General features: G+C 38.3%; 14 protein-coding genes. 7 read left to right on the top strand and 7 right to left on the bottom strand.

Features of this window, described 5'->3' with window-relative positions; all coding sequences use genetic code 11:
- Positions 1–2: 2 nt before the first annotated feature.
- On the bottom strand, positions 3–1,043 hold the full coding sequence (locus tag BV214_RS16890; protein ID WP_217868662.1) for a hypothetical protein: 1,041 nt from the start codon (positions 1,041–1,043) through the stop codon (positions 3–5).
- Positions 1,043–1,369, bottom strand: a complete 327-nt coding sequence (locus tag BV214_RS16885; protein ID WP_217868660.1) for a hypothetical protein — start codon at positions 1,367–1,369, stop codon at positions 1,043–1,045. The genes BV214_RS16890 and BV214_RS16885 overlap by 1 nt, the downstream gene beginning before the upstream one ends.
- Before the next feature lie 399 nt (positions 1,370–1,768).
- Here BV214_RS16885 and BV214_RS07055 point away from each other — a divergent pair, with 399 nt between their 5' ends.
- Positions 1,769–2,917, top strand: a complete 1,149-nt coding sequence (locus BV214_RS07055; protein ID WP_086476788.1) for a vWA domain-containing protein — start codon at positions 1,769–1,771, stop codon at positions 2,915–2,917.
- A gap of 69 nt (positions 2,918–2,986) precedes the next feature.
- A complete protein-coding gene (locus BV214_RS07050; protein ID WP_086476787.1) occupies positions 2,987–4,456 on the top strand; it encodes a sigma 54-interacting transcriptional regulator in 1,470 nt (489 codons plus the stop codon).
- 14 nt (positions 4,457–4,470) lie between these two features.
- Here the strand turns inward: BV214_RS07050 and BV214_RS07045 are convergent, their stop codons facing one another.
- Positions 4,471–4,947: a hypothetical protein gene (locus BV214_RS07045; protein ID WP_086476786.1), complete on the bottom strand. Its 477-nt coding sequence runs from the start codon at positions 4,945–4,947 to the stop codon at positions 4,471–4,473.
- 422 nt (positions 4,948–5,369) lie between these two features.
- Between BV214_RS07045 and truA the strand changes: the two genes are divergently transcribed.
- Entirely contained in the window at positions 5,370–6,155 is a 786-nt protein-coding gene (gene truA, locus BV214_RS07040; protein WP_086476785.1) for a tRNA pseudouridine(38-40) synthase TruA, read from the top strand.
- Positions 6,156–6,339: 184 nt separating this feature from the next.
- Positions 6,340–7,446, top strand: a complete 1,107-nt coding sequence (gene corA / locus BV214_RS07035; RefSeq protein WP_086476784.1) for a magnesium/cobalt transporter CorA — start codon at positions 6,340–6,342, stop codon at positions 7,444–7,446.
- Between the two features lie 29 nt (positions 7,447–7,475).
- Here the strand turns inward: corA and cysM are convergent, their stop codons facing one another.
- Both cysM and epsC read right to left on the bottom strand, forming a co-directional pair.
- Positions 7,476–8,360: a cysteine synthase CysM gene (cysM, locus tag BV214_RS07030; protein WP_086476783.1), complete on the bottom strand. Its 885-nt coding sequence runs from the start codon at positions 8,358–8,360 to the stop codon at positions 7,476–7,478.
- The gene (epsC, locus tag BV214_RS07025) at positions 8,350–9,144 is read right to left on the bottom strand and encodes a serine O-acetyltransferase EpsC (RefSeq protein WP_086476782.1); all 795 of its coding nucleotides are present in this window, start codon (positions 9,142–9,144) and stop codon (positions 8,350–8,352) included. Before epsC ends, cysM begins: the two co-directional genes overlap by 11 nt.
- 92 nt (positions 9,145–9,236) lie before the next feature.
- Here epsC and BV214_RS07020 point away from each other — a divergent pair, with 92 nt between their 5' ends.
- Positions 9,237–9,935 carry a DUF2461 domain-containing protein gene (locus BV214_RS07020; RefSeq protein WP_086476781.1) on the top strand — a complete coding sequence of 233 codons (699 nt, stop codon included), beginning with the start codon at positions 9,237–9,239 and terminating at the stop codon, positions 9,933–9,935.
- Here the strand turns inward: BV214_RS07020 and BV214_RS07015 are convergent.
- A complete protein-coding gene (locus BV214_RS07015; protein WP_086476780.1) occupies positions 9,932–10,345 on the bottom strand; it encodes a glyoxalase in 414 nt (137 codons plus the stop codon). The two genes, BV214_RS07020 and BV214_RS07015, sit on opposite strands and share 4 nt — an antisense overlap.
- A gap of 271 nt (positions 10,346–10,616) precedes the next feature.
- Between BV214_RS07015 and BV214_RS07010 the strand changes: the two genes are divergently transcribed.
- Positions 10,617–11,006 carry an acyl-CoA thioesterase gene (locus BV214_RS07010; RefSeq protein WP_086476779.1) on the top strand — a complete coding sequence of 130 codons (390 nt, stop codon included), beginning with the start codon at positions 10,617–10,619 and terminating at the stop codon, positions 11,004–11,006.
- 167 nt (positions 11,007–11,173) lie between these two features.
- Here the strand turns inward: BV214_RS07010 and BV214_RS07005 are convergent, their stop codons facing one another.
- Complete coding sequence (locus tag BV214_RS07005) at positions 11,174–12,463, bottom strand: dipeptidase (protein ID WP_086476778.1); 1,290 nt, start codon at positions 12,461–12,463, stop codon at positions 11,174–11,176.
- Between the two features lie 395 nt (positions 12,464–12,858).
- Between BV214_RS07005 and BV214_RS16655 the strand changes: the two genes are divergently transcribed.
- On the top strand, positions 12,859–13,014 hold the full coding sequence (locus tag BV214_RS16655; RefSeq protein ID WP_217868669.1) for a hypothetical protein: 156 nt from the start codon (positions 12,859–12,861) through the stop codon (positions 13,012–13,014).
- The last annotated feature ends 149 nt before the right edge of the window (positions 13,015–13,163 follow it).

Raw genomic sequence — 13,163 nt, 5'->3', positions numbered from 1 at the left:
ACCTATTCCAGATCCCTTTTGGTTAAAGAATCCCAATCTAGAGGCTCACTTCGTTTTAACCCCCCTAAATTCTTCCTCTCAGAATAAAATGGAAATATGGCTTTAATGGTTTGCCCCACAGGGGAAATAGATTGGTCATTTTCGTCCAGTCCCTTGGATTGTATACCCTGTATGGCGATACGTGCCGATTCTGGCCTTATAATTTCCTTTGGCGGCAATATTCCATGACGCAGCATTTCCCTAATTCCTGTTCCGGATATATGTACTCGGTATTTTTCGTCATGTGGACAGGATTGGCCTGTTGCCAAATTACTACATCGGGTACAATGAAAAACTTCATGGAATAGTCTTATAGCTATCCCTAATTCCTTCGGGTCAAATTCATCGAAGACGGTATGACTGGCATACTTGTCATAGAATTCACCTATTCCGGCATGGTCCCGTCCAATTAACGCATGGGTACAGCCATAGTTTTTCATAATTAGTGCATGCAATACCGTTTCCCGGGGTCCGGCAAAAATATAGGTTACCCGTAAGGGAGAAAGCATGGATCTACCTTTAGGGTAATAAGTGTCCAAGACACTTCTATAGGATAACATCCTAAATTCGTGACGCGTATATTCCCTTTTCGCCATTTCCACGAGAGGTTGTATAAGTAGGCCATCAATTTCCTCCAAAGCATTCTTATGGATAAACTCGTGCCCTCTATGAAGCGGATTGGCACCGGTTATAAATCCGGCTACAGACCGGAAATTTTTCCCTTCATAAAACATCTTCCAAGTATCCTTGGGTTCTAGTCGTAATTTTTCAAAGGGACCCCAATCCATTCGTCCTAACAATTTAAGGGAACCTCCTAAAGCCGTATCGCCCATTCTACGGTAGATGGCATCTACCCCCGGATGGTTTCTATCCGTGGTGCCAAAAAGCTGTGAAGCCCTATACTCCCTATCATAGGAGAATATATCGTTTAGGGTAAGAATGGCAATTGGGTTCCTTTTCTCGTCAATTAGGGTTACTTCTTCCCCTATGGCCAAAGATTTCACTACACTCGGTTTCGTTCGCCTGTAGGGGCAAAACTAAGGGGTACAGGCCAGATAAGACCATTCGTTAATCGACCTTTACTGAGGACCGACATATAGTTGGCTTCATCCATAAAACCCTCATTGGGAGATAAAACCCCGGTTGCGATCATCTCTACAGTAATCACCGCCTCCATGTCGATCATTATAGCAGGTAACTGTGCAGCTCTTTTAAGTGCCTCATCTAATTCCGCTCCTTTTAATACTAAATCGACCAATTTACCTCCATGTGGCTGCTGGGGATAGTTACCAAGCATGCCTTTCTTTGTTAGCATCATTTCTTGCTCCATTTGATATTTGATTTTAGAAGGTGATTCCCTGCCTTGTATTAGTGCTATTTTTTGCTGAAAAACACTAGGGAATCCACCAATAAATTAATAGCTGAGATCAATAGTTACCATAAGCTTAGTTGTAGTCCATAATAGCTTACGATAATTAAAAGATGAAGATACCCTATTTACTGTAGATCCCAAATTTCTCAATTTTTATGGCAGGAAACCTAGTGGGTTAGTGCAAAGAAGTTTACCTCGTGGAGGGCGAAGGTAGAAGGTTTTTAACAAGACAATCGTGAGCAAAGAAAGCCAACGGAATATTTAAAAGTTAGGGTGATCATTGTGGCCAAAGCGCCTTAATAGTTAAGTTTTCTTAAAATAGCAATGGATGTATCCCAAATGTATTAAATTTATGATATGTCAATAGAAAAAAGAAGAGGCTTTCGTTTTTCCAATTATGTTGCACCAGATCTAAGTCCGTTCGAAAAACTCTTTGAGATTTTCAAGGAATTAATCACCCATACTTCCGGGGATGTAGATGAGGCCTTAGATTGGTTACGCGAATTGGATAAGGAATATAGCCTAACCGATGAGAATTATACAATAGAAGACTTTATAGAAGACCTTAAAGCCAAGGGTTATTTACGTGAGGAGTTTGAGCTTGGGGACACAGACGGCACTGGAGAAGGCACTTCTAAGGCAGACTTGGCCATTACCGCTAAAATGGAGCGTGTAATCCGTCAAGCCGCCCTAGATCAGATTTTCGGTAAAATTAAACGCAGTGGCTCTGGAAACCATAAAACGGGAAAACCGGGTAGGGGAGATGAGCATACCGGGGAATATAGAGAATTTCGCTTTGGGGATAGTTTAGAACGTATCTCCATGACCGAAAGTCTAAAGAATGCCCAAATAAACCACGGTATCGGGAATTTTAATTTGTCGGAGGAGGACTTGGTTGTGGAAGACACGCAATACAAAGCCCAGATGAGTACGGTCCTGATGATCGATATAAGCCACAGTATGATCCTCTATGGGGAAGATCGGATTACGCCTGCTAAAAAAGTAGCCATGGCGCTTGCCGAACTAATTACCACTCGCTATCCCAAGGATACGTTAGATGTGTTGGTTTTTGGGAACGATGCATGGCCTATTTCCATAAAGGAATTACCCTATTTAAGAGTTGGTCCTTTCCATACCAACACCGTTGCCGGATTACAGTTGGCTATGGATATGCTCCGTAGAAAACGAAATACCAATAAACAGATTTTTATGATAACCGATGGTAAGCCAAGTTGCATTAAATTGCCTGATGGCACCTATTATAAAAACAGTGTTGGACTGGACGATTATATTGTGGAAAGGTGCTATAATATGGCGCAACAAGCCAGAAAATTACATATTCCCATCACTACCTTTATGATTGCCAAAGATCCATATTTAACGCAATTTGTTAGGCATTTTACAGAGGCAAATAGAGGCAAGGCGTTCTTCACAGGATTAAAGGGTCTGGGGGAAATGATATTTGAGGATTATGAACAGAATAGAAGAAAAAGATTAAAAGGTTAAATATTCTTAGAAAACCAATCTGGATAATAAAAGGATTTATTTAAACCAATAAAATAATTACTTAAACATATGAAATTGAATCACCAGGAAATTCTAACCTTAGGAGATCTTAAAAAATCGGGTTATAAAACAAAATCCATCAAGGATGAATTAAGGGATAACCTATTACAAAAAATTAAATCGGACGAAAATGCTTTTCCAGGGGTATGGGGCTATGAAAACTCCGTAATTCCCGAACTAGAGAGCGCCATCCTATCTCGGCATAACATCAATTTACTTGGACTTAGGGGGCAGGCGAAAACCCGTTTAGCGCGACTAATGGTTGGATTACTAGACGAATATATTCCCATAGTTTCGGGTTCTGAAATCAATGATGACCCTTTAAAACCAATATCGCGATACGCTTTAGAACAAATTAAAGAGCATGGGGAAGATACTCCCATCAGCTGGATTCACCGTAGTGAACGTTTTTTTGAAAAATTGGCCACCCCGGATGTAACCGTTGCCGATTTAATTGGGGATGTAGATCCTATAAAAGCAGCAAATTTAAGGTTGTCCTATGCAGATGAAAGGGTAATCCATTATGGAATGATCCCAAGGGCTAATAGAAGTATTTTTGTAATCAATGAATTGCCAGATTTACAAGCCAGGATACAAGTGTCGCTATTTAACATTTTACAGGAAGGAGATATACAAATCCGAGGATTTAAGGTGCGTTTACCCCTAGATCTGCAGTTTGTGTTTACTGCAAATCCAGAGGATTATACCAATAGAGGTAGTATTGTAACTCCATTGAAAGATAGGATAGGGTCACAGATTCTTACCCATTATCCAGAGGATTTGGAAACCGCACGTAAGATTACCGAACAAGAAGCTAAACTGGACGAACAACAGAAAGAAATGGTGTATGTTCCCGATATGGCAAAGGACCTATTAGAGCAAATTAGTATAGAAGCCCGTAAAAGCGAGTATGTAGATCCCAAAAGCGGAATTAGTGCCAGGATGAGCATCACGGCATTGGAAAATTTATTAAGTACAGCTGAGCGAAGAACCTTAAAAAATGGCGATGGTTATACCCAAGTCCGATTGATGGATTTTATGGGAATTATTCCAGCTATAACCGGTAAAATCGAGCTGGTATATGAAGGCGAACAGGAGGGCGCCGGCAAGGTTGCAGAAATCTTGATAGAAGAGGCCATTAAAACCCTTTTTGCGCAGTACTTCCCTATAATCCAAAAACTAGAACACAAGGATGAAGAAGGACCCTACGACCAGCTAGTTAGCTGGTTCTTTGATGGTGATGGATTTGAGTTGATGGATGACGACAAGGATCATGTTTATAAAGAGAAATTGGATAGCATTCCCGCTCTAAACCAATTAATACAGCAATACCAACCAGAAATGGAAGAAAAAGATATCTATTTCCTTAAAGAACTACTGCTTTGGGGGCTGGTGGGTTATAAGAAGCTAAGCAAACAGCGCTTTGTAAAAGGATATCAAATTAAGGATGTATACGGAAGTTTTATTCGCGGACTTTAGAGGAAAATAAAATCTTAATGGTCCGAATGCTCGTTTAGGTAGTCAAAATTATAGTTGCCTACTTTCTTTTTCCTGATGGAAAAAGACCAAATAGTACATACAGGAAGAAGAATTTGAAGGCTAATCTTAATAATTCCCAAGGGTAAAAAGGTAGTTGGAATTATATAGCCTTCAAATTTAGTGTATGTACCCAAGAGTAATGCTGTTTCAATTATTTTAAAGATATAGAATAACACTACCCCGTACATTGTATACTCTATATTTCTCATTATCGTATCTGGATATTCGTTTTCCGATACTTTAAACCATAGAATATAGAGATAGATAAAATGAATCACGGATATTATAGGAAATAAAAAGCGCTCTAATTGATTGAAATGAAAGTGGTTGCTGTACAAACCATAAAAACTAAATATCATCAATACAAATAAAATACTAATCGATATAATGAGATTTTGCCTTATAGCCCCTATTTTTATTTTAACTCCCATATAGGTGTAATGCTTGTTAGAATATTTTAGGCATAGTTACGGTATAATTATGGCTGACAGTTAAAATATCGACATAATGACGAAAATTAAAGTCAGAATATTCCCTTTTCCCAGCTACTCTATTCATATTTCTTCCTACAAAATAGGTAATTTAATTAATATGCTAGTTAAGAAATATCTACAAACCACTGGATAGATGATAAAAGAATATTGTAACAATGTCTTAGTCTAAGAACTGCCTTTACGAATGAGGAGGAGAGCTCACCGTTTAAATGTGTAAAATTTTTGATTGAAAGTAGTTCTTACTAAAGGTTTTTCCTTTATTATATAGGTTTCCTTAGATTGATTAGTAGTAATATTGTAATCTGGCCCTATGGAATATTACCCATAGGAATTGGACAAGAGTTTATTTAAAGGTTAATATGCATACTAAGAGATATTATTACCTAATTCGCATACAGTATTTAGGATTTAGGTTTAGTGGGTGGCAAAAACAACCCCAACATAAGACAGTAGAAGGGATGCTGACTAAAACGTTGAAATTTATTTTACCGGATACCAAGTTTAAAATTTTGGGGGCTGGGAGAACGGATGCCAAGGTTTCGGCCTTGGATATGGCCTTTGAGTTGTTTTTGTACGATGCCCCAATTGACAATGAGGAGGATTTCATTAAGGACTTTAATAGAAATCTGCCTTCCGATATTCGAGTAGTTGCTCTTAAAGAGGTAGACAAAGAGTTTAATATAATTAAGGATGGGACCCACAAGGAGTATGTTTATCTCTTTTCGTTTGGTGATAAAAACCACCCTTATTGCGCCCCATATCTCACCAATATTATAGAGGATCTAGATATTGAATTGATGAAGAAATGCGCTGAGATGTTTATTGGCACCCATGATTTCTCTGCCTTTACCGCTAGATTACAGCCCCATACCAAGGTGGTTAGGACTATTGACAGCTGTGTAATAAAAGAAAACACCATTTTAAAGGCTAACTTTTTTCCAGAGATAAGCTACGCCTTACATATTACCGGAGCTGGATTCATGCGATACCAGATTAGGATGATTATGGGAGCCTTAATCCAATTAGGTAAAGGGGAACTTCTCCCATCAGATTTGGAAGAGGCGCTCCAAAACAAGCATTCAAAACCCTTAACTTTCGTAGCTCCAGGCTCGGGATTAATGCTTTACAATTTGGATTTCACTTAATAGCCCCATCCAAATACTTAGCTTATTATGAGGAGCCTTGAAAGATGTGTAAGCCTTAATACGTACCATCTCGCTGTAGTACTTCGGTCATTAATGTCGTATTTATAATCGAATTCCTATATTGAAATGCTTACATTAGTAATCCAAAGACCCGCATAAGCTAGGTTATATACTAAGGAATTTTATGAGTAAAAAGAAAAAGCAGCAAAAGGCACCACCAAAACGAACCTCCAAACGCTCAAAAAAGATGGGGAAAGCTCCTGGAAGCGTCATCTATATGGGAAATAGGGAAGGGGCAAAAAGCAGTGTCCATGTGTTGGAATACAATGAAAATCAAATTGAGGAGCTAGATTTAGATGTGTATCAAGAGAAGGAATACAATAAAATTATAGCGCTCAAAGATAGTCCCTCCATTTCATGGATAGATGTTATTGGTATTAGCGATGAAGCGCTGATAGAGAATCTTGGAAAATCCTTTGATCTTAATATGCTTTCTATTGAAGATGCCGTGAATACCAATCAACGACCTAAGGTAGACGAGTACGATAATTACATTTTTAGTGTGTTTAACATGCTCTATTTAGATCATAACAATGAATTGGTTCAAGAACATGTGGCCATTATCTTAATGGAAAATACCGTACTCGTTTTACAAGAACTTAAGGACGATGTTTTTGATGGTGTCTATAATAGGTTAAAAAATAAGATGGGTAGGATTAGGGCAAGGGGAGCCGATTATTTATTCTTTGCGCTGTTAGACGCCATTATAGATAGCTATTTTGTGGTTTTAGAGAATTTAAACGCGAAAATTGAAATATTAGAAGACGAGGTTTATGAACATCCTAGGCCCGATCACGGTAAGAATATCTTAGAATTAAAAAAGGAAGTTCTTAAAATAAGGAGGTGGATCTTCCCAGTAAAGGAAATGGTAAGTAAACTCATAGATTCAGAACACCCGCTAATCACTAAAGACACCAAGCTATTTCTAAGGGATGCCATGGACCATAGTACCGAAATAAACGAAACGCTTCAAGTATACCGGGAAATGTCCATGAGCCTTATGGATATGTACATAAGTAATATCAGTAATAAAATGAACGAGGTGATGAAGGTACTTACCATTATGGCCTCTATTTTTATCCCTATTACGTTTATAGCAGGTGTTTATGGTATGAATTTCGACTATATGCCAGAATTACAATTTAAATATGGCTACTTCTATGTATGGGGGTTAATGCTTCTGGTTTTTGTTGGCTTACTAGTTTTTTTTAAAAGAAAGCGGTGGTTGTAATAATATGCAGCCACCTAATGTTTATTAATTTACAGGAAAAGATCCGAAGATAGATAACGGTCTCCTCTATCACAGACTATGGAAACAATGACCCCACTATCTAATGTTTCTGCCAATCGTATGGCAGCTGCGGCGGCGCCTCCACTGCTCATTCCAGCGAAAATTCCTTCCTCTTTAGCTAAGCGTTTGGTTACGTCTATAGCTTCCAATTCACTTACCTCCAGTACGGTATCTACCTTATTAGGGTCAAATATTTTAGGCAGATAGGCTTCCGGCCATTTTCGTATTCCTGGTATTTTGGCCTCATCAGTGGGCTGTACACCTACAATTTGGATTTTAGAATTCTGCTCTTTTAAATAGGTAGACGTCCCCATAATGGTTCCCGTAGTCCCCATAGATGATACAAAATGTGTGATTTTACCCTGGGTAGCATCCCAAATCTCTGGTCCGGTACTATTATAATGAGCTCTCCAATTGTCATGATTAGAAAATTGGTTGATCATATGGTAACCTTCCTCTTTTACTTTTAACTCTGCATAATCCCTTGCTCCTTCAATACCTACCTCTGCTGGGGTAAGGGTTACCTTGGCTCCATAGGCCCTCATTGTTTGAATTCGTTCTTTCGTAGAGTTTTCTGGCATCACCAACTCTATATTTAATCCATAGAGTCCGGCAATCATAGCCAAGGCTATCCCAGTATTTCCACTAGTGGCTTCAATTAATTTGGAAGTAGGGTTAAAATCGCCCCTTTCCAAACCAGCTTTTATCATGTTAAAAGCGGGCCGGTCCTTTACGCTGCCACCAGGGTTATGGCTTTCCATTTTAAAATATAGGGACACGTTGGGATTGGGATTGATATTTTTGGACAATACCAAAGGGGTATTCCCAATGGTGTCCAACAAGCTATGAGACATGTGGTGTAGTTTTTATTTTAATTTCTGGTGTGTGAAATACGGTGGAGTTGGCGGGTACAGAGTCGGTTATCCATGCGTTACCTCCAATTATAGAGTTTTTCCCTATAACCGTTTCCCCTCCGAGAATAGTGGCATTCGCATAGATGGTAACGTTATCCTCTATGGTGGGATGACGCTTCGTTTTTTGAAGATTCTTGGCTACATATAAAGCACCTAAGGTTACCCCCTGATAAATCTTAACGTTATCCATAATAACAGCGGTTTCCCCAATAACCACGCCTGTTGCGTGATCAATGAAAAATGACTTTCCTATTTTTGCCCCGGGATTTATATCCACTCCTGTTATTTTATGCGCATATTCCGTCATTAATCTGGGGACCAACGGAAATCCCTTCTTGTATAACTCATGGGCTAACCTATAGATGGCAACGGCATGGAAACCAGGATAGGCCAAATATACTTCCTCAATGGATAAGGAGGCGGGATCGCAATCTACGGTTGCTTGGGCGTCCAAATTTAATTTTTCAAGGACTTCTGGTAGTCGTTTAACGTAATGTTCCCAGACTTCCTTACATGGTTTATCTGTCTTCCAGCAAGCCAACTCTACCAATTCCTTAAAATCCTGCTCTAGAAGATCTAGGTTCTTTTCTACAGGAGTGTCAATATCGAACAAGGTATAAAACAGCCGATCCGTAAACTCTTCGGTTTTCTCCTTTAGAACAAAACGTAGGTTGGGTTGCTTTTTGTGTTGTTTAATATTTTTTATGATTACTGCTTTATCCATTTGCTAGTTTGATTGTAGAAACTCAAAATTAACTATTATTTCAAAACCCTTTGATGCCAAAAAGGTTAACTTTAGCACAAAGTTAACATCAAATGAGTCGTACACAACAGGCCGTAATTACGAAAGAAGTATTTCAATTTTTAGAAGACCTTACAAATAATAATTCTAGAGAGTGGTTTGCCGAACACAAAATAGTATTTAAAAAGCAGGAAGCTGTGGCCAAGGAGTTTTTCGCGCTCCTTAAAAATAGATTGGAACAACACGATGATATTGAAAAACTAAAGATGTTCCGTATTTATAGGGATGTGCGTTTTTCCAAAGATAAAACCCCCTATAAGACCCATTTTGCAGCCTCTTATTCACGTGCTGGACTCCATTTACGAGGGGGGTATTACGTACAGCTTACTCCAGGAAATTCTTTTTTGGCAGTTGGCTTCTGGAATCCCAATAAAGAGGATCTACTTCGAATAAGAAAGGAATTTGAACAAGATAGTTCAGAAATTAGGGCTATTATTAATCAGCCTACCTTAAAAGAGGTTTGGGGGCCCCTGCAAGGGGAAGCTTTAAAAACAGCCCCAATGGGTTTTGACAGGGAGCATGAAAACATCGATTTAATAAAAAGAAAGCAGTTTATCTTCCTTAGAAAGATAGAGGATAAGGAAGTTTTCTCCGATAACTTTATGAATCTCATTGATGATTCCTTCCAAAAAATACGGCCCTTCTTCAACTATATGAGCGAGGTTTTAACCACTAATCTCAATGGGGAATCCTTAATAGACCAAAATCATTAGACATAAGGTAAAGGCTGATGGTCAAATTGTTGTATCTGATCCTGCAATCGGGCAATGACCATATTCATCATCCTTTTATTTAGAGCAGATGAGTTTTGGATATATAACTCGTATTCCTCCTCTGTAAATTGCCCTATTAGGATGCCTTTTAGGGAATTTCTGAATTTAATGTCCTTTTGAATGGAATTTTCTATAAAAAGGAGTCGTTTCTCCGGACTTAGGTCATAAAAACCGTTCTTGTGTTTGGCAATGTAATTTTTAAGAACCAATACCAGCAAGGGGTTTTGCAATTTAAGGATTGGACGTAAGGTTTTATTTTGAAATTTCTCGCCCATACTCATATTTTCGGTTACTACAGCGTTGGGGAGTACTGGTCTAATCTCCAAAAGATAATGCGATCTATACTTCATAGCAAGGGTGTTTTTTATAAAGATAGGGTTAAACCTTGATGGGAAAAGGGTAGGAGCGTTATAGTTTTTAACGAGGTTGTAAACATTTAGGATAGGATAACTATCTAAAGCTTAACAAGCTTATTATTTTCTTAGTTATGTTCCCGACAAATCTTCATTACCAATAAAATAAGGAGGTGTAATTGAGCTATTTCTAAATCTCCATACTTTTCTTCCTTGCACTTCTCTTAAACTAATTACTTTACCTATTTTTAATAAAAAATTTGAAAAAATGAGATTTCACACAAGAAAATGGGTTAAACCAGAAGATTTAAATGCTAATAATACCTTATTTGGAGGGAGGCTTTTGGCGTGGATAGATGAAGAAGCCGCTCTATATAGTATTATTCAATTAGAGAATAAGCGGGTAGTAACCAAATATATGTCAGAAATTAACTTCACTAGTACCGCTTTAACGGGCGACATTGTTGAAATAGGTATAGAAGTGGTTAAATTTGGAAAAACTTCCTTAACTCTAAAATGTGAAGTCCGAAATAAGATGAACAGGGAAACTATAATTACTGTAGAAAATATTATTATGGTAAATTTAGGGGATGATGGGAAACCCAAACCACATGGAAAAACCAAAGTAGAATATGTAAGGGATCGTTTATCCTCTTAACAATAAATTTTATTCTGATGCTGTAAATAATACATAAGGATGAGGCTTAACGCTCACCTTCATCTGAAATGAGTTTTTTATATATCGATGTATAAAAAGGGTTGAACTTTTACTTAAAGTCCAACCCTTTTTATTTTATTCTTCCACCTTTTATGGTATAATGCTATTTAATTATTAGAGCTAGCTTCAGCCACTTTCTGAACCTCATCCATTACCCTTAGTAGGTTTTCTCCCCAGAGTTTAGCAATTTCTTCTTTGGTATATCCTCTTTTCACCAATTCTAGCGTCACATTTTTGGTTTCCGAGGCGTCGGCCCACCCAATGATTCCTCCGCCACCATCAAAGTCAGAACTAATACCTACATGGTCTATTCCTATTAAATCTACCATATAATCTACATGGTCTACAAAATCGGCCACACTAACACCTTCAGGAGCATTTGGATCCTTGGCGGCCTTAGCCTTGGCAATTTCTACTACTGTGGGATAGTGTTTTCTATAATTGGCTCGCTCTTCTTCCGATAAGCCAGACAATTGCCATCTCTCATACCAATTTACACCTAGAGAATCTGCTACCTGTCTATTTAGATTTCTGGTATAGTCACGGTGTGCTTCGTTCTTTTCCGTATGAAGGTAGGCGCTAAAAGCAACGGTTTGTACCACCCCGCCATTTTCTTTTATCATTAATAACTGCTCGTCATCTAGGTTTCTACTATGATCACATAGTGCCCTAGCGGAAGAATGTGAAGCAATTAGTGGAGCCTTGGACAAGGCTATCATTTGTTTCATGGCCTCCGCGGAAGGATGTGATACATCTATCATTATCCCCAACCTGTTCATTTCTGCCACCGCTTGCTTGCCTAGTTCGCTTAAGCCATTATGGAGCCATACGTTGTCTGATTCCCCAGTATTAGAATCACAAAACTGACTGTGTCCGTTGTGGGAAAGGGATATATATCTAGCCCCCATATTGTAATAATTTTCAAATTCGGATAGATCCTCCCCTATGGGATAGGCATTTTCTACCCCAATCATGGCCACTTTTTTTCCCGAAGCAACAATTCTTCTTACATCCTCGGTATTGTAGGCCAGCTCTATTTCATCTGGTGCAATTTCGTTGCAAAGCTTATGAATAGCATCAAATTTTGACAGGGCGTTCTCCTTTGCCTTGGCATAGCCTTCAGCATTTAATTCTCCTTGACCGGTATATACAATTAACCAAGAAACATCTACGCCTCCTTCTTTCAATTTTGGTAGGTTTACCTGATTGTCTAACCGCTGCGTATAGTTAACGGTGTCTGTAAAATTGGCAACATTGATATCTATATGGGTATCAATGGTAATTACCTCGTCATGAATTTTCAAGGCTTTTTCTTCCAGGGAAACTTCTTTTTCCACTTGTTTCTCCTTACAGCCTACTATAGCCAGTAAGCATAATAGTCCGATTGTTTTTTTCATAATAATTTGGTTTAAGACCTACAAATAACGCCAATTGAAAACACAAAACGAAACCTAGGGAACATTTAATTGGGAGCATAAAGGGCTCCTAGAGTTTTAATTTTTCTTCCTTTGCAACCTGGGGCAACAATAGGACTAGTTCTAGGGAAAACCCCATAATGAGAACCTAAATAGAATGGGGTTAATTTACGAGTAGTAGGCAATACATGGTGTGGAGTAATAGGATGAAAAGGTTGCATATTCCCATTGTTAGAAGCTGTTTTGATGGCTAAAATGAGGCCCTAATACCTTAATGGGGATCGGTTACCTTGGAGATAATGTATAAGGGAAGTACAATTGACAACAGAAAATGGCATTTTCACCACATTTCAATTGAAGTATTGTGGAATAGTGATATGTTTACTATAGTAATAATCAACCTAAACCTAGTATTAACAAAAACCTGTCTTACCATGCTCTATGACACCTACGGAGAAGAATACCTAGCATTTCTTCAGGATTTAAATGAAATTTTAAGCTTAAATGAGTTGGTAGAACTAGACTATATGTAGTTTAGCGCCACATTAAATCTAAAACCCCCTTATTATGGCAAATCAACATTATGACAATGCAGCCTATATGGACTTTATTGATGATTTAAACCAAATTTTATCGGATTTCAATATCAGAAACTTAACCAACCTGTAGTTGAAAAAAAAGA

The sequence above is a fragment of the Arenibacter amylolyticus genome (assembly GCF_002150785.1).
Lineage (GTDB): Bacteria > Bacteroidota > Bacteroidia > Flavobacteriales > Flavobacteriaceae > Arenibacter > Arenibacter amylolyticus.
Note: the sequence above shows the minus strand (reverse complement) of the source record. Positions and strands in the feature narration are given on the sequence as shown.